The sequence below is a fragment of the Enteractinococcus fodinae genome (assembly GCF_031458395.1).
GTDB lineage: Bacteria > Actinomycetota > Actinomycetes > Actinomycetales > Micrococcaceae > Yaniella > Yaniella fodinae.
Genome location: NZ_JAVDYJ010000001.1, coordinates 1,149,486 through 1,170,605 on the forward strand (window position 1 = coordinate 1,149,486; position 21,120 = coordinate 1,170,605).

Annotated in this window: 18 protein-coding genes and 1 tRNA gene; 8 read left to right on the forward strand and 11 right to left on the reverse strand. The window is 57.5% G+C overall.

Going from position 1 to position 21,120, the window contains the following annotated elements; translation table 11 throughout:
- Window positions 1-33 precede the first annotated feature (33 nt).
- Both J2S62_RS05450 and J2S62_RS05455 read right to left on the reverse strand, forming a co-directional pair.
- Window positions 34-1,287: a hypothetical protein gene (locus J2S62_RS05450; RefSeq protein WP_310172318.1), complete on the reverse strand. Its 1,254-nt coding sequence runs from the start codon at window positions 1,285-1,287 to the stop codon at window positions 34-36.
- A gap of 56 nt (window positions 1,288-1,343) precedes the next feature.
- Window positions 1,344-2,096: a DsbA family protein gene (locus tag J2S62_RS05455; RefSeq protein ID WP_310172320.1), complete on the reverse strand. Its 753-nt coding sequence runs from the start codon at window positions 2,094-2,096 to the stop codon at window positions 1,344-1,346.
- Between the two features lie 112 nt (window positions 2,097-2,208).
- Here J2S62_RS05455 and J2S62_RS05460 point away from each other — a divergent pair, with 112 nt between their 5' ends.
- Genes J2S62_RS05460 through J2S62_RS05470 form a run of 3 tightly spaced genes read left to right on the forward strand, consistent with a single transcriptional unit; the run spans window position 2,209 to window position 4,138 of the window.
- Window positions 2,209-2,748, forward strand: coding sequence for a hypothetical protein (locus J2S62_RS05460; RefSeq protein ID WP_310172323.1), 540 nt, complete (start codon window positions 2,209-2,211; stop codon window positions 2,746-2,748).
- A gap of 32 nt (window positions 2,749-2,780) precedes the next feature.
- Window positions 2,781-3,146 carry a BlaI/MecI/CopY family transcriptional regulator gene (locus tag J2S62_RS05465; RefSeq protein WP_310172325.1) on the forward strand — a complete coding sequence of 122 codons (366 nt, stop codon included), beginning with the start codon at window positions 2,781-2,783 and terminating at the stop codon, window positions 3,144-3,146.
- Window positions 3,143-4,138 carry a M56 family metallopeptidase gene (locus J2S62_RS05470; protein ID WP_310172327.1) on the forward strand — a complete coding sequence of 332 codons (996 nt, stop codon included), beginning with the start codon at window positions 3,143-3,145 and terminating at the stop codon, window positions 4,136-4,138. Before J2S62_RS05465 ends, J2S62_RS05470 begins: the two co-directional genes overlap by 4 nt.
- A gap of 33 nt (window positions 4,139-4,171) precedes the next feature.
- Here J2S62_RS05470 and J2S62_RS05475 read toward each other — a convergent pair whose 3' ends face one another.
- Together J2S62_RS05475 and J2S62_RS05480 are read right to left on the reverse strand one after the other, a co-directional pair.
- Entirely contained in the window at window positions 4,172-5,488 is a 1,317-nt protein-coding gene (locus J2S62_RS05475; protein ID WP_407649907.1) for an Nramp family divalent metal transporter, read from the reverse strand.
- A gap of 91 nt (window positions 5,489-5,579) precedes the next feature.
- Window positions 5,580-7,040, reverse strand: a complete 1,461-nt coding sequence (locus J2S62_RS05480; RefSeq protein ID WP_310172329.1) for a class I SAM-dependent RNA methyltransferase — start codon at window positions 7,038-7,040, stop codon at window positions 5,580-5,582.
- Window positions 7,041-7,377: 337 nt separating this feature from the next.
- Here J2S62_RS05480 and J2S62_RS05485 point away from each other — a divergent pair, with 337 nt between their 5' ends.
- On the forward strand, window positions 7,378-8,109 hold the full coding sequence (locus J2S62_RS05485; protein WP_310172331.1) for a GAF and ANTAR domain-containing protein: 732 nt from the start codon (window positions 7,378-7,380) through the stop codon (window positions 8,107-8,109).
- A gap of 86 nt (window positions 8,110-8,195) precedes the next feature.
- Here J2S62_RS05485 and J2S62_RS05490 read toward each other — a convergent pair whose 3' ends face one another.
- Complete coding sequence (locus tag J2S62_RS05490) at window positions 8,196-11,345, reverse strand: glycerophosphodiester phosphodiesterase (protein ID WP_310172333.1); 3,150 nt, start codon at window positions 11,343-11,345, stop codon at window positions 8,196-8,198.
- Window positions 11,346-11,613: 268 nt separating this feature from the next.
- Here J2S62_RS05490 and J2S62_RS05495 point away from each other — a divergent pair, with 268 nt between their 5' ends.
- On the forward strand, window positions 11,614-12,006 hold the full coding sequence (locus tag J2S62_RS05495) for a cupin domain-containing protein (protein ID WP_310172335.1): 393 nt from the start codon (window positions 11,614-11,616) through the stop codon (window positions 12,004-12,006).
- Window positions 12,007-12,072: 66 nt separating this feature from the next.
- Here the strand turns inward: J2S62_RS05495 and J2S62_RS05500 are convergent, their stop codons facing one another.
- The 6 genes from J2S62_RS05500 to J2S62_RS05525 form a co-directional block, all read right to left on the reverse strand.
- Window positions 12,073-13,416: an MFS transporter gene (locus J2S62_RS05500; protein ID WP_310172338.1), complete on the reverse strand. Its 1,344-nt coding sequence runs from the start codon at window positions 13,414-13,416 to the stop codon at window positions 12,073-12,075.
- 101 nt (window positions 13,417-13,517) lie between these two features.
- A complete protein-coding gene (locus J2S62_RS05505; protein WP_310172340.1) occupies window positions 13,518-14,111 on the reverse strand; it encodes a TetR/AcrR family transcriptional regulator in 594 nt (197 codons plus the stop codon).
- 121 nt (window positions 14,112-14,232) lie between these two features.
- The gene (locus tag J2S62_RS05510) at window positions 14,233-14,682 is read right to left on the reverse strand and encodes an SPW repeat protein (protein WP_310172343.1); all 450 of its coding nucleotides are present in this window, start codon (window positions 14,680-14,682) and stop codon (window positions 14,233-14,235) included.
- 315 nt (window positions 14,683-14,997) lie between these two features.
- Window positions 14,998-15,429 carry an SPW repeat domain-containing protein gene (locus J2S62_RS05515; RefSeq protein WP_310172346.1) on the reverse strand — a complete coding sequence of 144 codons (432 nt, stop codon included), beginning with the start codon at window positions 15,427-15,429 and terminating at the stop codon, window positions 14,998-15,000.
- Between the two features lie 213 nt (window positions 15,430-15,642).
- On the reverse strand, window positions 15,643-16,161 hold the full coding sequence (locus J2S62_RS05520) for a hypothetical protein (protein ID WP_310172347.1): 519 nt from the start codon (window positions 16,159-16,161) through the stop codon (window positions 15,643-15,645).
- 319 nt (window positions 16,162-16,480) lie between these two features.
- Window positions 16,481-16,552, reverse strand: a tRNA-Lys gene (locus tag J2S62_RS05525).
- Window positions 16,553-16,741: 189 nt separating this feature from the next.
- Here J2S62_RS05525 and ilvD point away from each other — a divergent pair.
- The 3 genes from ilvD to ilvN all read left to right on the forward strand — a co-directional run bounded on the left by ilvD (window position 16,742) and on the right by ilvN (window position 21,120).
- Window positions 16,742-18,463 carry a dihydroxy-acid dehydratase gene (gene ilvD / locus J2S62_RS05530; protein WP_310172349.1) on the forward strand — a complete coding sequence of 574 codons (1,722 nt, stop codon included), beginning with the start codon at window positions 16,742-16,744 and terminating at the stop codon, window positions 18,461-18,463.
- 310 nt (window positions 18,464-18,773) lie between these two features.
- Window positions 18,774-20,609, forward strand: coding sequence for an acetolactate synthase large subunit (locus J2S62_RS05535; protein WP_407650006.1), 1,836 nt, complete (start codon window positions 18,774-18,776; stop codon window positions 20,607-20,609).
- Between the two features lies 1 nt (window position 20,610).
- A complete protein-coding gene (gene ilvN / locus J2S62_RS05540) occupies window positions 20,611-21,120 on the forward strand; it encodes an acetolactate synthase small subunit (protein ID WP_310172357.1) in 510 nt (169 codons plus the stop codon).

Sequence of the window (21,120 nt, forward strand, 5' to 3'; positions counted from 1 at the left end):
TTACCAGCGCTCGGTGTGGAACGTCCCGCCACGTCAGGGCTCTTCGGGTTCAGGTTGTTCAACCGTTGGTACGGTCGCCAAGTAGTACCTGCCTTCTGCTTCAAGGATCCCGGCGCCGGTGGCGGTAATCCCAGTGGGGACGGCCAGGGTCCCGGTGTCGTCCGGATCATATGCGCGACCAATTTGGCCGGTGACCACATTGCGAGCCTCCAGGTCACCGTCTGAGTTTTCCAGATAGGCCATTGCGGCACCTATGCCCCGAACCTCCAGCCCATCGTTGGGTTCGTCATAGAGGATTTGGCCGGTTGGGCCATATCCGGTGAGGGTTTCCCCGAGCATGACCCAGCTTTGACTCGTGGGATCTTGGCCGGCATCCGATAGCCCTTCAGCGAGCACTTCTGCGCTGGTGAGATCGACGAGTGCTCGGTCTGTATCATCGGTCCCCAGAAGTACTGCGGGGGAAGTCGCGGCTTCACTGGGATCTGGTAGCCCAACGGGACTCCGCGCGGTGAGGTTCTCAGCAGTCCAGCCATGGTCTTCCAGGGGCACAGTCCACAGGGGCTCGGCCTCTAGACCACCGGTTGCCAGGTCTGCGGCACGATGTGCCTGAATTGCTTGCGCATCAACGGTCAGGACCGTGCCATGGAATTCGCCCAGGACTTTGACTTTGTGTTCGCGTTCGTTAACGATGATGTCACCTGAAGCGGGATCAAGGACAACTTTTGCATCTGAGGCCCCCATCGCCTGTTCCGTTGGTGCCGCAAATACTGTACCGGGTCCATTATGCGGACCGGGAACATCGATCGGGCCCCAGGCCAGCTCTCCGGTGTGTAGGTCATACGCGCTGGCAACCGTATTGCCAAGGCTCTGCACTTCTGCGTCAATATCGGTGAGTACCGCATAGTGAAGGTCATCATGTGAAGTGATTGTGAATCCGGTACAGCTCAGTGGACGATCAGCTTCCCACAGCAAGGTTCCAGAGCTATCCACCGCCCGGAATGTTAATACGTCCTCAGCATGTTCAGCAGAGAGAAAGACGCCATCACCATATTGCGGGGGAGTTTGCCATCCCGGATCAACGACTGGTGGGTCGGTGAATTGTAAGGGCAGGCGAAATGTTTGCCGGTCAACCTCTGGCGCCGGTGTTTCAAGAACCGACGGTGCTGGATCATACTGGGGCAGGGTCTGCTCATCGGTATTCCCACACGCGCTGAGGGTCAACAGGCCCGCCAGTGCTAGACCGGCGAGCCAACCAGGTGAATAAGCTGTATTTCTACGCTGTTGCATCGGTTGACACCTGTGCGGTTGGTGTGATGATCAAGCTGATGTTCAATACCACCCTTTTATTGTGCGTCTGCGAGAGCGTCATCTACTGCCTCAACGAAGACGTCGGTCGGTTGGGCTCCCACCATGGGTTTTCCTGCCACGACAAAAGCGGGAGTTGAGTACGCGCCAATATCGAGGCCGAGCTGTTCGTTGACGTCGATCTGTTCTGCTACTGCGTTGGAGTGCATGTCCGCTGCGAACTGTTCGGTATCAAGTTCTAACTCATCGGCTAAGTCGGTCAGTGCGGCTTCAGTGAGCTCATCCGGTTGGCGTATCTCGCCGTTCGCATACAGTTCCTCATGGTAGACCCAGAATTGGCCCTGCAGTGCAGCGGCGTAAGCGGCTTTGGCGGCCCGCTCCGAGTCGGCCCCGTAGACGTTAACGTCTCGCCACTCGATCCGGAGTTGCTCATCATTGACGTACTCCATCATGACCGGCAGGGATTCATCGCTCCATGAAGCGCAAAATGGACACTGATAATCTGAGAAGACCACAAGGGTCACGGGTGCATCAACGGGCCCAATCGCCAGCGGATCTTCGGGTTCGCGTTGTTCGATGTGGCTCAAATCGATTTGATCGTCTTCATCCTGTGGCACGACATCAACCACGCCGCCACCGTCATCGTTAGTGCTAGCGGGTGCGGTGCTCTCCTGGCTAACCGTCGGTTGAGCGACCACGAAATACCCAAGCGCTATCACGATCAGCGCTAGCACGCCGACAATGACGGGTAACAACCACGCGGGTTTGGAAGGCGAATTATGCTGTGCCAAAAACTTCCTCTTTCAAATACGGGCCCGGGGAAGGCTTCAATTACTATGGGGGATAGTAATTGTTGCGCTTGGCAACTATACACCGTCATCACTATGAGGCATAGTTGAGGGCATGCTAGAGACTTTTCGATTCGCGGTGCGCGGTTTAAAGCAGTGGACCAGTCGCCAATTTCAGGTTGCTTTCATCGTGGCAATGCTGGTGGGTCTGCTGATCGGTGTTGCCACGGTTCTCATCCCCAACCCTTGGTTTGCACGAGACATTGAACCGGTTTGGTGGAACTATCCGGTGTGGCTCCTGACTGCTCTGGCCACGGGCATGCTCGTGGCCACATACATCAGGCCTGTCCAATCGCAACCTGAGGCACAAGATACGGAAGCGTCATATAACGCACAAGATCGGCATCCAGGCGGAAAAGATCGCCATAGCAGAATGGGCGTGGTCGGCGGTATCTTGTCCTGGTTTGCTGTCGGGTGTCCAGTATGTAATAAATTGGCACTGATAGCGTTTGGGTATTCCGGGGCGATCACCTATTTCGCTCCGATCCAACCCTTCTTGGCTCTTGCCGCGCTGCTGCTGACCTTCGGAGCATTAATGTGGCGGCTCAAGGGGCAGGTAGTCTGCAAGGTGCCCGTCCCCGCAGCCATTGCCTAACAGGTTAAAAACGTTATGGAGAACAGTCAGATATGACATCGAAGCCGTCCCGTTCGGCCCCTCAGCTCGGTGAGCTCGAACAGCAAGTCATGGACCTGTTGTGGGATTCGAGTCCGCGCAGTGTCCGCGATCTCATGGAGGCGCTGCCGCACAACCCGGCCTACACCACGATCGCTACGGTCATGCAAAACCTCAAGACCAAACAGATGGTCGAACCGCAGCGTCAAGGTCGCCTCGTGTTCTACGTGCCCCAACTGACCCGGGAAGAATATGTTGGGCGTCTCATGCATCAAGCGCTGGATAACAGCCACGACAAGGCCGCTTCGATACTGCACTTTGTGCAAGACATGCCCGAAGATGGCCTGGACATGCTCCGCGAGTACTTGAATAAATCATGACAGCATTGATTACTGCCGTCATTCTCATCGTTACCGTGGTGAGCACTGGACTGGCCGCTGGTAAGTTAGTGCGACGTGCTGCTCCGGCGTTGATGCACACACCCCGGCTGGCTGTGGCCACCCTGGTTGGCGTCCTGGCGGTATGGCTGGCGGGTTTCGCTGCTTTCGGCCCGATGCTTGCCTGGGCATTAGCTGCCCGCACTGGTTTCCTTCCAGGCAATACCGGTGAGGTCTGTCAGCGTTGCCTAGCTGCAGCGAATCCGTTGCCAGCTGACATGGCAATCAATGCAGCTATCCCGGCAGTCATATTGATCGCACTACCGGTAGTGCTATTGATCGTTATGGTTCTGGGTGGGTTGCGTTATAAGTATCAGGGGCACCAACAACGGGCTGAACTGGAAAGTGCTTTGCGTTTGGGCGCATATCGAACCCGCTTAGCCGGACACTCGGTGACGGTTATTCCGCACGATGATCCCACCGCGTTTGCGCTATCGAACCGGCGGTGGGGGATTGTGGTGTCTACGGCGCTGCTGCGCTTACTCAATACCGAGGAGCTGGGTGCGGTGGTTGCTCATGAGGCGGCACATGTGCGGCAACGACATCATCTCATCATCGGACTAGTACAGGGCGTGCTTGCGCCATTGCGCTGGGTTCCGTTGGTAGCAGCGATTCGTGCTGCGGTCCCACATTATCTAGAAATGGCTGCGGACAACGCGGCCAGGGACGAGAACGGTACCGCAGTGATGGCAAGCGCACTGCTAAAAATCGGTGAGAAAGGTGGGCCCACCGTGGCCCAGCATGCCGGTGGCGCAGTGGTGTTGCATGCGGCAGGGACTGACCGAATTCGACATTTAGTTGCCCCGCCCGATGCATCCCGCGGCATCGGGCCGATGGCAGCCATGATATTCACCACGATCATCGTATCGGTCAGTAGCATGCTGGTAGTGCTGCCTTATGGGCAAGCGCTGCTGGATGGTTGTTTAACACTCTGAGCAGCATGACGGCATGATCCCGGGCCGCAGACCTCAACTCCAGAGTGGTGCGAGCGCTTCGTAAAGTTCGTATACCCCCACGGCGATGAAGACGCCTGCTGTGATGCTCAGGAAAACGTTTTGGAACCATCGATTGCGGTACTGGGGTGGCACATAGCGCTTCTGGTTGTTCAAAAACAACAATGTGATGGCCAGAAACGGCATGAACAACGCGCCGAGGGTGCCATAGAGCAGAATCAAAAAGATCGGTTGGTCGAAGAATAACAGCGCCATGGTCGGGAACGTGACCATGAGGAGATAGAACCTGGCCGGTTTTGATTTTAGGGTTGGAGCTTTATCCTGATCCAGTTCGTCTGCGGGGCGTCGGAAATTGGCCCAAAAGTCCGCAAACATCAACGACACACCGTGCCAGACGCCCAACAGAGAAGAAAATGACGCGGCAAAGAATCCGATGAGGAACACGACTGACCAGGTTTGGCCATACCGGTCAGCTAGTACCGTTGAGACGTCGAGCAGTCCTTCATCACCTGCTGAGATAGCGATCCCGGCCGCGTAGAGGAGCTCAGCGCCCATAATCAGCGTGGCGAAGACAAAGACACCGGTGAGGATATAAGCGGTGGCGTTGTCGTAGCGCATCACGCGCAGCCACTTGGGTTTATTCCACCCTTTCTCACGCAGCCAGTATCCGTAGGCGGCTAACGTGATCGTGCCTCCCACACCCCCGGCCAGTGCCAGGACGTAGAACATCCCGTCTTCTTCAGTCGGAAGTTGAGGTATCAGTCCGGCCAGGATGTCGGTCAGGTTCGGCAGGGCCAATGCTGCCGAGAGCACCACTGTCACAAACATGGTGCCGATCAAAACCATCATCAGCTTTTCGATGAGCTGGTACCGGTCCAGCCACACCAGCACGAGACCCAGCAACCCGGCAGCGATCGCGAAGACTTTCAAATCAATCGAGGGGAACAGCGCCGCCAACGGCAGCGCTGTCGAACTCATCGCTGTGGCACCGTAGACGATGCCCCAAATGACGATGTAGGGACCGAAGTACCAGCTTGTCCAGGAGCCGAGCGTGCGCCAACCCTGAAAGATCGTCTTGCCGGTGGATAAGTAGTAGCGGCCCACACCTTCGACGAGCAGGATTTTCATCAACACGCCCACGATGACGGCCCACACCAACATGTAGCCGTAGCGCGAACCGGCAGTGAGCGTGGCGACGAGATCAGCTGCGCCGACACCGGTGGCTGCCGCAACGATACCCGGGCCAATCTTGTTCCAGCGAGGTCGGACCTTGGGTTCTTGGAGCTCTGCTTCAGTGAAACCCACGACGGCGGAATCTTCTGTTTGGGCCACGGTACCCACCCCCTGGAGTTGATTACAGAATAATCGAAATCTAGGGGCACTCCTAGGGGGAATATATGGGCAATGCGAGCGTTTGAAAACCCTACGATGGTCGACGAAAAACGCTGACCGAATCCAGTCGCTGAGTCTCCGGTGCCAGGTCAAATGCTTCGGTAGATGCAAGGCTCCAACCGCACGAGCTCAGGACCCGGGTATCTCTGGCCAGAGCCACAGGGTTCCCCGAAACATAGATGATCTTGTCGGGCCGCAGCTGGTCTATCGCTTTGAGTACAGTCTTGCCGATTCCCACCCGCGATGGATGCACCACGATGGTGTCGACCGGTCGATTATTGAGCCCGCCTTCGGTCACGTCCGCCTCAGGAATGAGCAGCCAGCTTGTCAGGATGCGATTGACTTTGTCATTGAGCACGGTCACCTGGGGGAGATCCTGCAGGTTGTGGCGTGCTGTGTCACTGGCAACAGGGGAGGCATCCACGCTTAAAACCGCACCGGTTGGGCCGGTTGCTTCTGCAAGATACCGGGAGTATAGACCCGCCCCGGCGTACAGGTCGGCTATGACTTGACCCGGTTGGACATCGGCCGCCCGCATGACCGCGTCGACGAGGGTAGCGGGACCATCCCGGTGAGCATGCCAGTACCCGGCACCGGATACCTGGAAGGTTCTGGTACCCCACTGTGGACAAGCGACGTGTTCTTCCAGCACGTTTTGGCCTTGCAACACGTTGATTTCTGGGCGTTGGTCGAGTCTGCTTGGTGTTACCACCATTGCTGAGACGTGTTGTGGCAACGTGGCCACCTGCTGGCGCCAAGACCCCACGTGGGCCTGAAAGATTTCGTCAGACTCAGCGATTGGCGGTGCAGGATAAATGCTGATCAGCGCTTGACGACCGTTGACGGGGGTGGCAACTTCGACCCGGGCCGCGCCGGAAAAATCAAGCCCCCACAGCTGTAACTTATCGAGCTGGGGGACCGCCAGCGGAATATTGCGGATGGCTACGGGGGTCGTGCTGTTGTTTACCGGCACTGCTAATCGCCCGTCGGAGACCAGAAAACCATTGCGGGTGCGCCATTGCAGTCCAGCGGGTTCATCAGCTTCGATTCCTGTCACACTGATCTCAGCGTCATCAAAGCTTTGCTCGCCGATCCTGGTCATAGCGGAGCGAAACGCCAGGGCTTTCAAACGTCGCTGATGCTCCAGCACCACGTGGCCCAGTGAGGCTTCACCGATGGGACGGCGCCCGGCCGCATGAGCGCGCAGCGCGTCGGCCAGTTTCCACTGGTGAGTGCGACGGAACTCAGAGGGGGTCAGCACCTTGATGGTGTCGGCCCACCAGTATCGACCAGCAGGACCCGGTTGGATAAGTTGAACTACCACCGTCTCGCCCGGTACGGCATGCCGAACGAAAATTACATACCCTTCATGACGTGCAATGCAATGACCGCCGGGTGCCATCGGCCCCACCTCAAGCGTCAGCTGTTTTGGAGGCTGATCAGAAGAGATCTCCAGGTCTTGATAGGCGGTAGCGTCCATAGCTTTAGTCATCGGGTACCCTCTCGTACAAGCTCCATCGCCGACGAACCGTCAGCGCAAAAATTGAAGCTATCACCAGAAGGGTGGAAGTGCTGCACGAGGGGTGCATGAATGGACTCCACGATTCCATCCGGAAATAGCGTCGAGAAAGCCCACTGCTGAACTAGGCATACTCTACATGAAAACCACGGACACACGAAATTTATTAACGGAAGAAGCCTGATTCTGGGCTCGCGGGGACGTTGGTCCGAGGCGACGCGGCGGCGATTTCGATTGTCGCGTAGCCTGGAGACAGATCTGTTAACCGGCTTGGTGACGGGTTATTGTTGTCTCCGGAAGGAGCCCCGTCATGGATACCACTTCGACACGTATATCTGCAGCGGAACAGCTGCATGAACTCTTAGCAACGGATCAGGAGATCGTCGATTTTCTCGACGACCTCGCCGCGGTAGCAGCCCAGGAAATGTCAATTGAGTTTCCCGTGTTATGCGGGGTTATCTTGGGCCGAGAGAAGCGCGGCAGTGTAGCTGGCAGCAGCAGCGAAGAAGCTAAGAAACTCGATGAAATTCAGGCTGGCTTCGATAACGGCCCCTGTTTAGAAGCTCAACGAACCCACAGCGTCATGCGGGTTGGCGACATCGACTACGAGACCCGGTGGCCCGAGTACATGACGGTTCTTCGTGAACAAGGCCTGCGCAGTGTCCTAGCCGTGCCACTCGAGTTAGACAGCACAGCAAAAGCCGCTATGAATTTCTATTCCACCGTTACCGACGCGTTCAATGACAGAGAGATTGAACTGGCCCAGCGGTTTGCCGACTTGGTCTCGAAAGCCATGCGAGTAGCCTTGCGGATTGCCAAACATAGTGAAGCGGCAGAAGATCGCCGCAAAGCCATGGAATCTCGCACTGCGATTGACATGGCTGTTGGGATCATCATGGCCCAAAATCGATGCAGCCAAGAAGAAGCGTTCGAGCTGTTGACCCGCGTGTCATCAAACCGGAATATCAAACTGCGAAAACTCGCCGAAGATCTGATCGCATCAATCGGTCAGGATGCTCCGACGACGGCATTTGATGAGTAACGGTCCTCGATCTTCCTCTTCACTATTTGAGTTAAACCACAGCGTCGCAGGCCTAGTTGGTCTGCGACGCTGTATCGGTTAGTGCGTTATATGGTGGTGGTTGATTCGTTGCCGAGCGTTGATGTCCGACGGCGGTGCAAAATGACCAACATCGTACCGACTAGCACCATCAGCGCTGCCGCCACGCCGATGAGCCCGGATGCGCTGGCTCCGGTGGTGGCTAGTTCGCTTCGAACGTCACCCGTGGTGGATGTCGCATCGGGTGCTGGCGGCACTGTCATCTCACTGTCGGCAGCTGGTGTCAGCACGGTGAGCGAAACCTCGCCCCAGTTGCCGCTGGTCAGCCCGGTCACACCGAGAGTGTACTCGCCAGGTTCGATATCGTCTGGGATGGTTACCGTAGCGGAGAAGGTTCCGTCACCGTCAGCATCGACAGTAGCCAGCGTGGGATTGAGGGTAATCTCGACCTCCTCGCCGGCTTCGAAACCGTCGGCTGTGATGGTGACTTCACCGCCCGGCAGCACCTGCGCTGGCTCGACCTCGAGCGTGCCAACGACTTCGCCTTCATCCGCGGTGTCTTGATCGGCCGGTGGGGTAGTGGCGTCGTTCGGCTGCGTTGGAGTTTCGGTTGGAGTTTCCGTCGGTTCAGAAGTTGTGCCCGGCTGGTCTGTAGGCTCCTGCGAAGGGCTTTCGGTCGGTTCTTCAGTTGGTGTGGTCGGCTCGACCGACGGTGTTTCTGTTGGATCCTGGGATGGAGTTTCAGAAGGTTCCGGCTCTGCAGGTTGCAACGGGAAGGTCGGCTTTGGCTGTTCAACAACTTGGGCAAAACGAGCATTCCAACCTTGTAAATGATCGGGGTAGTCAGTGATGATGCCATCAACACCAAGGTCCGTTAGTTGCTCCCACTGGTTCGCACTGTTGACGGTGTACACGAAGGTGTAGAGGCCAGCCTCGTGCATCCGGTCGACCCAGCCAGGATTGTCGAGGACTTGCCCCACGCTTGGGTTCCAACCGATGGCTTCACGTTCTGCCGCGAGCTCCTCCGAATCGTCCCGCGGGGCGCCCAGGATCATGCGAGGAACTTCTGGCATTTCCTGGTGCAAGCTGGATACGGTATCCAGGTTGAAGCTCTGGGCTACGATTTGATCTTCCACACCGTATTCTTCGATGATGTCACGGGTGAGCTGGACCTTTTCGGGCGACCAATGGCTCTTGTACTCCAGCAGCATGTGCGCGCTGGTATCCGCCATATACGCTACGACGTCTTCCAGGGTGGGCACGCCAACACCGGTGAAACCGTGTCCGTGGGCGAACCACGATCCGGCATCGAGTTGGCTGAGCTGGTCGTAGGTCATCTCCCGGACGGATCCGGTTCCGTCAGTCGTGCGCTCCACGGTACCGTCGTGGATCGCGACCACTTTGTCGTCAGCGGTGTATTCAATGTCGATTTCGAAGTATTCCGCACCGGTCAGCACCGATGAAGAGATGGCCGGCATGGTGTTTTCTGGCGCGACAGCCGAGTTGCCTCGGTGTCCGACGATCGCGGCGATTTCGCCACTGTCTGGGTCTCCGGCCTCGTAGCGCTGGTTCCACCCGTTGAGCTGACCGGGATGATCAGTGATGATCCCATCCACGCCCAGTGCGGTGAGTTGTTCCCAATGCTCAGGGTCGTTGATCGTATATACGAAAGTAGCCAGGTCGGCTGCATGAGCTTCTTGCACCCAGTCCGGGTTGTCAGCCACGTAGTTTCCACTGGGGTTCCAACCGATGGCATCAACGTTGTCGGCAACCTCTTCAAAATCCTCGCCAGGAGCACCAAGAATCATGCGTGGAACTTCAGGCAGCTCTTCCTGGAGACTTTCGACGGTGCCCAGATCGAAACTTTGCGCGATGATCTGGTCGGCGACGTCGTATTCCTCGACAAGCTCGGCGGTGAGATCAACCTGCTCCGGGGTCCAATCGTCCTTATATTCCAGTAAGACATGGGCGCCGGTATCGGCCATGTAGTCAAAGACTTCTTCAAGCTTGGGGACGTCAGCGTGGGAGTAGCTCGGGTCCAGCCAGGAGCCAGCGTCGAGTTCACTGATCTCGTCGTAGGTCATCTCCCGAACCGCACCGGTTCCGTCAGTGGTGCGATCCACGGTGCTGTCGTGAATGGCGACGACTTCATCGTCTGCGGTGTAATTGATATCGATTTCGAAGAAATCGGCGCCACCTTCGACTGCGGAGGTCACAGCAGCCATGGTGTTTTCGGGCGCGACCTTTGAGTCCCCGCGGTGAGCGATGATTGCTGCGGTCTCGCCTGGGGCACGCAGGTTTACGACTGGGAACGGCTCAATTTCCGTGACGGTCACGTTATCTACAGCGATGGTGGCATTGTTGACCACCAAGCCCAGTACGCCATCTGAGGTACGTCGCAGCTGGGTGGTTTCCATGACTAACTCGTCGTCAAAGTACCAGGCGCCCCGATTGCCGCTGACTTCTACTGCGATCGTCACATCTTGACCGATACCGGCATCGCGGGGCCCAGGCACTGCGTCGGTAACGTTCCAGGTGCCGTTGACGCGCTGGGCAAATTCGACGCCATTATTTGCTGTGGAAGCAACGCGCAGGGCAGCCTGTTGCCAGTTCTCCGACAGATCCGGGGGCATATCGAGTCCCAGTGCCATCCAGCGTGCCGTATTGACGGCGTCATCGAACCGTAAGGTGGCCTCGAAGCGGTAGTGATCATGATGCTCACCGAAGACAATGCGTGCCTGTTGGCCACCTTGGGAGGTGCCAAGTAGCCGACCATCTTCGACACGCCATTCACCGACGAGACTATCCCAGCCGTCTGGTAACCCATCGCCTGAGAAGACTTCATGGAGTATGACATTTTCGGGCTGTGACTCCGCTGATGGCGACTGCGTCTCAGCGGGATTAATCTCGGGAGCTTCTTCTGCGGTGGTCGCGGGCTCAGTGGCCTCTGGCGCGTTGGATTCGCTCGTCGGCGTGGGCTCGGGTGTATCGGTTGCTGACCTCTCGTCCGCTTCGTCGGGTGCTGAGCTGATGTCGTGGTCAGTCGGTTCTTCAGCCTGGGGCGTGGCCGTTTCGGCCGGTGCGGGACTTTGGATGTTCTGGGTCGGTTCGACCTCTGACAGTGGCTGCGCATTGGCGGGCGTGATCACGCCGGCCAACATGACGGCGGATACGGCTGCTGCGATCGACAACCTGCCACCGTTGCTGGTGTTAGACACGTAGTCATCCTCTCGTAGTGCTCCTGGTGAGAACGGCGCGATGCGGCGCGCCAACAGATCATCCGAGCAGTGCGAGTTGAACAATCGCGGAACGGCTGATGTTCGGCGATAAAAGTTTTGGCTATTTGTGACCGATATCTCTGCAGGTCACGGCCTTTATCCGGTCGCTGTTGTGTCATAGACATCGTCGGGGGCCTGTCCCTACGCTGGAGATAGCGCCCGCTTTTAATGGGCACGTTCCGAGGACCCAACGGAAAGGAACCTTGACATGACAGATCATGGACCAGACCCTTATGTGGTCAACATTGAAGAAGCTACGCTAGCCAACGACAAGTACCGTTCGACCCTGTGGACGGGCACCAACATCCAGTTGACGGTAATGTCGATTCCAGTGGGTGATGACATCGGTTTGGAAGTCCATCCTGACCATGATCAGTTCCTACGGCTGGAACAGGGCAAAGGCCGGGTGCAGATGGGACCGGCAGAAGACCGGTTGGATTACGACAAGGAAGTCGAAGACGACTGGGTCATTTTCGTTCCGGCAGGCAAGTGGCACAACGTCACCAATATTGGTGACGAACCCATGAAGGTTTATGCCATTTACGGGCCCGCCCACCATGAGCATGGCACCGTCCATGAGACAAAGCAGGAAGCCGAGTAGAGCTTTTCCACAGCAAACGGGGCCGAAACGATATGTCGTTTCGGCCCCGTTTGCTGTGTGGCGCAATTACCGCGGCGAAGAACTAGCGGATACCTCAGGTAATCGGCTGCTAACCACCACGCCAATCAGTCCGGTCCCCGCCAAGAACAGCAGGGCGGCAAAAATATGCAGCATCGCTAGCAGTGAGCTGATGCCGCCCACGACAAGCAGTACGATGCCTAGGACCGTGTTGGAGACTGCGACATAGGTGGTACGTTGATCGCCTTCTGCCATGTCAACAAGATAGGTCTTGCGGCCGACCCGAACTCCGGTATGCATCAGCGTCAACGCCAGATACACGATAATGAACACGAGGTTAGCCACCACACCGTCTTGCAGAAAATCCGGGATAGCCGCCACCGCCACAACGAGGATCACCACACTGGAAGCCACACCAGCCCCGAGGGTCATGAGACGTTTGCTGGATCGATCTGCCATCGGACCAAAGATCCTGCCACCAATCAGCGCAGCCAGACCGGAAGCAATGATGAACCCACCAAGCCCGGCGAGACTATCGGCACCATATTGGATCGAGAGGGTGACCACAAAGGGTGGGCTCAGCGATGAGACCAACAACAGACTCCGAGCGATCACGAAGTGGCGAAAGGGCCGATCTTCGCGCAACAGAAGAAACATATCGCTGAGCGTGTTATCGCGTTCCTGCTCTGGTGGGTCCTTGGGCGAATCAGTCGGCTCCGGCCGTGGTTCCCGAATACTGGCATACACTAGCGCGACTCCGACCCACAGGGCCGCGCCGGCTGCTAGTAACCAGGCCAGTTGAGAACTGGACAGTTCTGCTCCACCGAAAAACCGGATTCCCAGACCCAATGTGATGGCCACGATGCCAGCCGCTGTGGTGGCGAGCCCGTTAATTTGACCGCGTTCGCCCTTAGGCACGGTACGGCCTTGCACATCTTTTGAAGCAATCGAGGTCAGGCAACGACCCAGCGAAAAGATCGTCAACGCAATCAAGATGCCCACCCCGGCGGCCAGACCTTCGGCAAGCGCTGCGATCAGCGCCATGGAACCCACCGAGACCGCTTGGATCACAGCACCGGTGATATATACCCATTTGCGGTATCGCGCTCGCAGTACAAGCGGCGTGAGAAAAGCCTGTGGCAGCATCGAACCGGATTCGCGAATGGGAACGAGTAAGCCGGTTAATGCTGCTGGCACGCCCAGGGTGGCAAATAACCAGGGCAACACGGTGGCCGCATTAACCATTTGATCGCCGGAGGACTGCAGCGCATTCGCTGAGATGATACGTAGGCCGTTGGCGGGCAGGTGTTTGCGCGCTTCGGCTGGCATGGCCGCTTCCCGTTCAGGGTTGCGATTCATCAGCGTGGAGTAGATTCGGTCTGTAGTGCTCACCAGTCAAACAGTAGTGCGCGCGGGCTCGTTTCACTAGGAAGGTTAGGCGACCCTGTGCGTTCCCTCGGGCATATCACCCCACTGGTAGGGGGCCATGGTCGCTAGTTTTTGCTGATCAGCGGCCAGATAAGTGTCACCACGGCGTCAGCCCAGTCGTGGTTGAGCTCACCCTCCCTCGCACTACGCATGATCATTCCACCGTAGATCAAATCGACGACCAAGGCGTAGTCAATATCTTCGCGTAACACGCCGGCTTCAACCCCGCGCTCGAAATAGTTCACGGCCTCGGCGACTTGGGGGGTGAACAGTTGATGCCGCACGCGCTGCATGAACTCATCGCGGCTGGCTAGCAGCGTGCCGATGGTTTCTAATCCCATGTGCTCTTCCAGGGTGCTGACGCCTCGGCGTAGCGTGGCTGCTAATCCCTCCGGGGTGGTCGGGGCTTCATCCGAGTCATTGGGCGTCGAAGAAAAGTGGCGCGCGACCGCGTCAAAGAGTTCTTCACGGGTCTGATACCGACGATAAAGCGTCGTCTTAGCAACGCCGGACTCGGCAGAGACGGCACTAAAAGTCACGTTGTGGGGACCCTTGTTCAGGGCGATATCGAGTACCGTGGCCGCGATTTTTTCGTCTGTCAGTCGACGGCGTCGTTCGTTGCGTGTCTCAGTAGGTGCTATCAAGTCTGTTTGGCTCACATTAATCTTTCTCTAGATCTCTTCTCATGGTATCTCGCAGACATCTTTGTGGGAATGAAAAACGGTACCCCGCTCGGGGTACCGTTTTAGTCCAGGAGCTACGCTCCTGCGTGATGTACGCCTAGACACTTGCATTCGTCTTGGCGACACCGACGTCGGTGTTGTTCTGACTCATCGCCACGGCCGCGAAGACGATCAGGGCGATACCAATGATCCATGCCGTCCATGCTGCTGCGGCGGCTGCGGCGAATCCACCGAGCCATGGTGACAGGAAGACCACAGCACCCAGAATAATTTGTACCCATTCAGCGGGCTTGGATGAGGCGGTCCCTGCGGCCCAGAGTCCGACACCAATGGCCAGAATACCTAAGGTGACAAACCATCCGGCCGGAGCTCCGACTGTCCACAGCGGAGCAAATGCTAGATACGCACCTAGTACGACGTTGACCCAGTCTTGCCATGGGGTCCATGGACGAACGGTGCTCACGGTCGTTGGAGCATCTACTGCTGAAGTCGTCGGCTCGGAAGAATCTGTGCGAGTTACTCGAACATCATTTTTATGTGTACTCAAAATCGTTACCTCTTTCTCGTATCACGTTTGAATAGCTAGCTCTTGGTCTCTCAACCAGAAGCACTACTTCTAGTGTAGCGCTACTTAATTGGTAGCGCAACCCTTTAAGTAGCGTTTAATGTATATGGACTAGTCAGGCCGGATAAAGGTGACGAGCTGTGGTGCGTTGACTTCAGATGGGGTGTGGTAGGGGCAGGGTGGGCGCGCAGCTGTCGCCGTCTGGCGCCTGCGCTCACGCCCCTTCGGAACAGTAAAGCGGCACCCCAGTTGGGGTGCCGCTTTCTAGGGAGGGAGATATTCAGTTAGGTCTAGTGCTTACGCATAAGCGTTCCTCCTCGTGGTGTTTCGAGTGCGGGGGTACGTGTCGCGATTCATGCTCAAGGCGACGGCGGCGAAAATAATCAAGCCCGCGCCAACGATCCAGGCGGTCCAGGCAGCTGCTGCCGCGGCGACAAAGCCAGCAACCCACGGCGATAAAACCAGGGCTGCGCCGAGAACAATCTGTACGGATTCAGCTGGGGTAGATGATGCCGTACCAGCTGCCCAGACACCTGCCGCGGCCGCTAGGATACCCATCGTGACGAACCATCCTGTCGGGGCGCCGGCGGTCCACAGTGAGGAGAGAGCTAGGTAGGCACCAAGTACGACGTTCACCCAGTCCTGCCATGGAGTCCAAGGCTCCACGTTGCGGACGGTCTTCGTTTCGTGGGACGTGTTTTTCATCGTTTCGTCGGAATTGGTAGTCATGTTTGGTACTTCTTCCTCCTAACGTCGGATGCTCTTGATGTGCCTCCAAGAGCGCTACTTAATGCGTAGTTCAATCCCTGCGTTGAAGTTCTTGTTATTGCAACGGCTCGATTGTCGCTGCGAAGGCGGGATCGCCTAACGGTTTCCGGGAGGGGCTTTAATCACAAAAAGCGGCACTGCCAAGTTGGAGCGCCGCTCGTGAAGGGCTAGGTGTTAGTAACGCAGGGCTTCGGCGCGGACGCGACTATTTGCCAGATCCTTGCGGTTTTGGACCATTGCCAGGATTGCTAACACGATGATGGCGGCGCCGGTAAACCATGCCGTGCCTGCCGCTAGAGATGATGCCGTGCCTGCAGCGATAGAGGGCCCAATAAATCCACCATATACGGGGGACAGGAATAGCACGATACCCACAACCATGACGGTCCACTCAGCCGCGCTTGATGAACCGCTAGCAGCAGCCCACAGGCCAGCAGCGATGGCCATTATCCCCAACGTGACAAACCAGCCTGCAGGTGCGGGCGTCCAAAGCGGGGTTGATGCCAGGAAGATGCCAAGACCGATGGTGGTCCAGTCCTGCCATGCGGTCCAAGGTTTTCTGCCCCCGCGAAGTGGAGAGAGTCTAGGGATCTCATTCGGATGGGGGCGCGGGCGCGTTTGGTTAATTGTGTACGTCGGGCGTTCAGTTGTGCTGCGTGGCCTATCGAGTGTGTCGGTCGAATTCGTGCTCATGGTCAATACCTCATCTCTACGTTGAGTTCATTGTGTTGGCGCGGGAAGCGCCGTTTCCGATACTTAAAACGTAGCGCTACTTCGGTAGTATCTCTAGTGGTGCACGGCGCTCTTCGATAGGAGCCAAAAATGAACAACCGTCGGAAGCGCAGGTAAGGTCCAAGTGAGTTTAGGATGCGTGGCGGCCTGCGAATCTTTGAGGGTGAACTGTGCTCACTGGCTTCCAATGGCATTTCACGAATGCTGTGGTGCAGTTCAGGCGAGGAGGCAGAAAATGGCAGCAAAAAACCCCGACCTATATAAAGGTCGGGGTGTGCTGTGCGCCCCCCGGGACTCGAACCCGGAACCTACTGATTAAGAGTCAGGTGCTCTACCATTGAGCTAGAGGCGCCCATTGCGTCTGGGCAACGAAGCAAAACTTTATCAAAGATTTCTGGGCAGGTAAAATTCAAAGTCAGCTTCACCTCGCCCAGCATCCCATATGGCGCACAAGATCAGGCGAACTCGCCGAACGATGTTGCTTCAGACACGATCGGTCACGTGAAGTTTTGTAGGACACCACATCAGTAGGATTTGATCCATGACGTCTAAGAACCCCGAAATTGATATGAAGCCGCGCTCGCGCGATGTAACCGATGGATATGAACGTGCTCCGGCCCGCGGAATGCTCCGGGCAGTGGGCATGGGTGATGACGATTGGGATAAGCCACAGATTGGCATCGCCTCCTCCTGGAATGAGATCACGCCGTGTAACCTCTCGCTCGACCGCCTGGCCGAAGCCGCTAAGACCGGGGTTCACGCCGGCGGGGGATACCCACTAGAGTTCGGCACCATTTCGGTATCCGACGGAATCTCGATGGGTCACGACGGTATGCACTTCTCACTCGTTTCGCGTGAGGTCATTGCGGACTCGGTAGAAACCGTGATGATGGCCGAACGTCTTGACGGTTCGGTCCTATTGGCCGGCTGTGACAAATCCCTGCCAGGGATGCTTATGGCAGCAGCCCGCCTAGACCTGGCTTCAGTATTTGTTTATGCCGGTTCGATCATGCCCGGATATGCCACGCTCTCTGATGGGGTAGAACGTCAGGTCACCCTCATTGACGCATTCGAAGCTGTCGGTGCCTGCGCTCGCGGCACCATGTCGCTGGAAGACCTCGACACCATCGAACGAGCCATTTGCCCGGGCGAAGGTGCCTGTGGTGGCATGTACACCGCTAACTCCATGGCCTCGGTTGCCGAAGCGCTGGGTATGTCCATGCCTGGTGCGGCCGCGCCACCCTCGGCAGACCGTCGCCGTGACTACGACGCGCGCAGAGCCGGTGAAGCCGTGGTCAACATGTTGGCTCAAGGTATCACCGCTCGCGACATCCTGACCAAAGACGCGTTCGAAAACGCCATCGCGGTCATGATGGCCTTCGGTGGTTCATCGAACACCGTGCTGCACCTGCTGGCTATCGCTCACGAAGCCGGGGTAGAGCTGAACCTGCACGACTTCAACCGCATCGGCGACAAGATTCCACATATCGCCGACATGAAGCCATTTGGTGACTACGTCATGACCGACCTCGATCGCATCGGTGGGGTCCCAGTGGTCATGCAAGCCTTACTCGATGAAGGTCTGCTGCACGGCGATGCACTGACCGTGACCGGCAAGACTGTTGCCGAAAACCTCGAAGAGCTCAAGCCAAAGAAACTCGACGGGTCCGTGCTCCGCACCATGGACAACCCCATCCACGCCACCGGTGGTCTGACCGTGCTGCACGGCTCGATGGCCCCAGAAGGTGCCGTGGTGAAATCCGCAGGCTTTGACGCCGAGGTCTTTGAAGGCACCGCACGCGTATTTGAACGCGAACAGCAGGCCATGGACGCGCTCGCAGCCGACGAGCTGAAAAAAGGCGACGTCGTGGTCATCCGTTACGAAGGACCAAAGGGTGGGCCTGGCATGCGAGAAATGCTGGCCATCACCGGTGCGATCAAAGGTGCCGGCCTAGGTTCTGACGTCCTGCTGATCACCGACGGTCGTTTCTCCGGCGGTACCACCGGGCTATGCATCGGACACATCGCACCAGAAGCTGCCGTTGGCGGCCCCATTGGTCTCGTGGAAGACGGCGACATCATCCGCGTCGATATCGCCAACCGTTCCATTGACTTGGACGTCACCGAAGATGAGCTGGCCAAGCGCAAAGAAAACTGGCAACCGATCCCACCGAAATTCACCACCGGTGTGCTCGGCAAATACGCTCAGCTCGTGCAGTCCGCCGCCGAAGGCGCACACTGTAACGTAGAAGTAGAACTCTAAGCGGAGTCACCCCTGCTCGGGGAAGTCTGATTTGACAAAATCGGACGTAGCGGCCATTATTAGGGCATGTCGAAGACCCTAGTAGTCGTTATTTAGCAGCACGTGGACTGAATTACTCAGTTGGCACATCGCCCTCCACGTGCTGAACCCCGAGCAGGCAAACCCGCCGCAGCCGGGGTTTTTTTATGGGTATCGCAAAACCGCGAGGCGCCCTACGACGTGAACGACGTCGACAGCAATAACTGCACACAACTTACGACTGATCGAGGCACACTCCATGAGTTCCGGATCACATATCACCCCCTCGGTGATGCCAGCTCACCCGCCGCAGCGGGAAAAAACCACGCACGACTCAGAGACGCACGCGGTCCCAGGGCCAAATAACGTCGTCGAACCGATCAAGATGACGGGGGCCCAGGCCATTGTCCGTTCACTTGAAGAACTCGATGTCACCGATGTCTTCGGTTTACCCGGCGGAGCCATTCTGCCCACCTATGACCCACTGATGGATACCTCCCGTATTCGTCACATCCTGGTTCGTCACGAACAGGGTGCCGGTCACGCAGCCCAGGGCTACTACCTGGCCACCGGTAAGACCGGTGTCGCCATCGCAACCTCCGGGCCCGGCGCGACCAACCTGGTCACCGCCATCGCCGATGCGCATATGGACTCCGAAGCCGTGGTGTTTATCACCGGCCAGGTCGGCTCACAGCTCATCGGGTCTGATGCATTCCAAGAAGCAGACATCGTGGGTATCACCATGCCCATCACCAAACACTCGTTCTTGGTCCAGCGCGCCGAAGACATTCCGCAGGCTCTGGCAGAAGCGTTCTACATTGCCAACACGGGCCGCCCAGGACCAGTACTGGTCGACATCACCAAAGATGCCCAGCAAGACGAGATGGAATTCTCCTGGCCACCGGTCATGGACCTGCCTGGGTACCGTCCGGTGACCCGTGGGCATTCCCGTCAACTGCGTGAAGCCGCCCGGCTGATCCAGGAAGCCAAAAAGCCTGTGCTGTATGTGGGCGGTGGAACCATGCGCGCCCAAGCAGCCGAAGAACTCGCTGAGCTTGCAAAACTCACCGGGGCGCCAGTTGTCACCACACTCAACGCGCGTGGTGTCTTCCCGGATGATGACCCGCAGAACCTCGGCATGCCCGGCATGCACGGCACGGTTGCTGCAGTCTCGGCGCTGCAGATGTCAGATCTGCTCATTACGTTGGGCGCTCGGTTCGATGACCGTGTAACCGGTCAATTGGCTTCCTTTGCCCCGTTGGCAAAAGTTATCCACGCAGATATCGACCCGGCCGAGATCTCCAAGAACCGCACCGCAGATGTCCCAATCGTCGGGGATATCAAAACGATCCTGCCCGACCTCACCGAACAGGTCCGAGCCAGCTTCGCAGCTAACGGCACACCGGATCTGTCGGAATGGTGGCGGATCGTCAACCGCACCCGCGAGACCTACCCGCTGGGATACACCCAGACCGATGACGGGCTGATGGCGCCACAAAAAGTCATGGAAGTCCTCTCGGAAATCGCCGGCCCAGAAGCGATCTATGTCGCCGGGGTTGGCCAACACCAGATGTGGGGCGCACAATTTGTGGGATACCAGCGTCCAAACCAGTGGATGAACTCCGCCGGGCTGGGCACCATGGGCTTTGCTGTCCCAGCGGCCATGGGCGCACAAGTTGCCGAACCACACCGCGCGGTGTGGGCCATCGACGGGGACGGGTGTTTCCAGATGACCAACCAAGAGTTGGCCACTTGTACGATCAACAACATCCCGATCAAAGTTGCGTTGATTAACAACTCCTCGTTGGGCATGGTGCGCCAGTGGCAGACCCTGTTCTACGATTCGCGCTACTCCAACACCGATCTGAACACCGGTGCAGACTCGATCCGCGTCCCAGACTTCGTCAAACTCGCCGAAGCCTACGGTGCCGTGGGTATCCGCGTGGAAAAAGAAGAAGACATCGCACCGGCGATCGAAAAAGCCATGGAGATCAACGACCGGCCCGTGGTCATCGACTTCGTGGTCTCTGCTGACTCCATGGTCTGGCCGATGGTGCCCGCCGGAGTCTCAAACGACCAAATTCAAGTAGCCCGGGACATGACCCCGGAATGGGACGAGGAGGCCTAATATGCAACGCCACACCCTTTCGGTATTAGTCCAAGACGTCCCAGGTGTCCTTTCCCGAGTATCGGGACTCTTCGCACGCCGCGCCTTCAACATCGAATCGCTGACCGTTGGACCATCCGAAGTTGAAGGTCTCTCACGCATGACGGTCGTCGTCGAAGCCCAAGGCGATGCGCTTGAACAGGTCACCAAACAACTCAATAAGCTGGTCAACGTCATCAAAATCGTTGAACTCAATCCAGAACAGTCCTCCCAGCGCGACCACATCCTGGTCAAGGTTCGCTCCGATGCATCCACCCGCGCATCGGTAGTCCAAGCTGTCGAACTGTTCCGCGCCAACGTCGTCGATGTGTCAACCGACGCCGTGACCGTCGAAGCAACCGGTTCCGCACAAAAACTGGAAGCGCTACTGGAAGTGCTCGAACCCTTTGGCATTCGCGAACTCGTGCGCTCCGGCACCATCGCAGTTGCCCGCGGCGGCAAATCCATGACCGACCGTGCCCTGACCAAATAA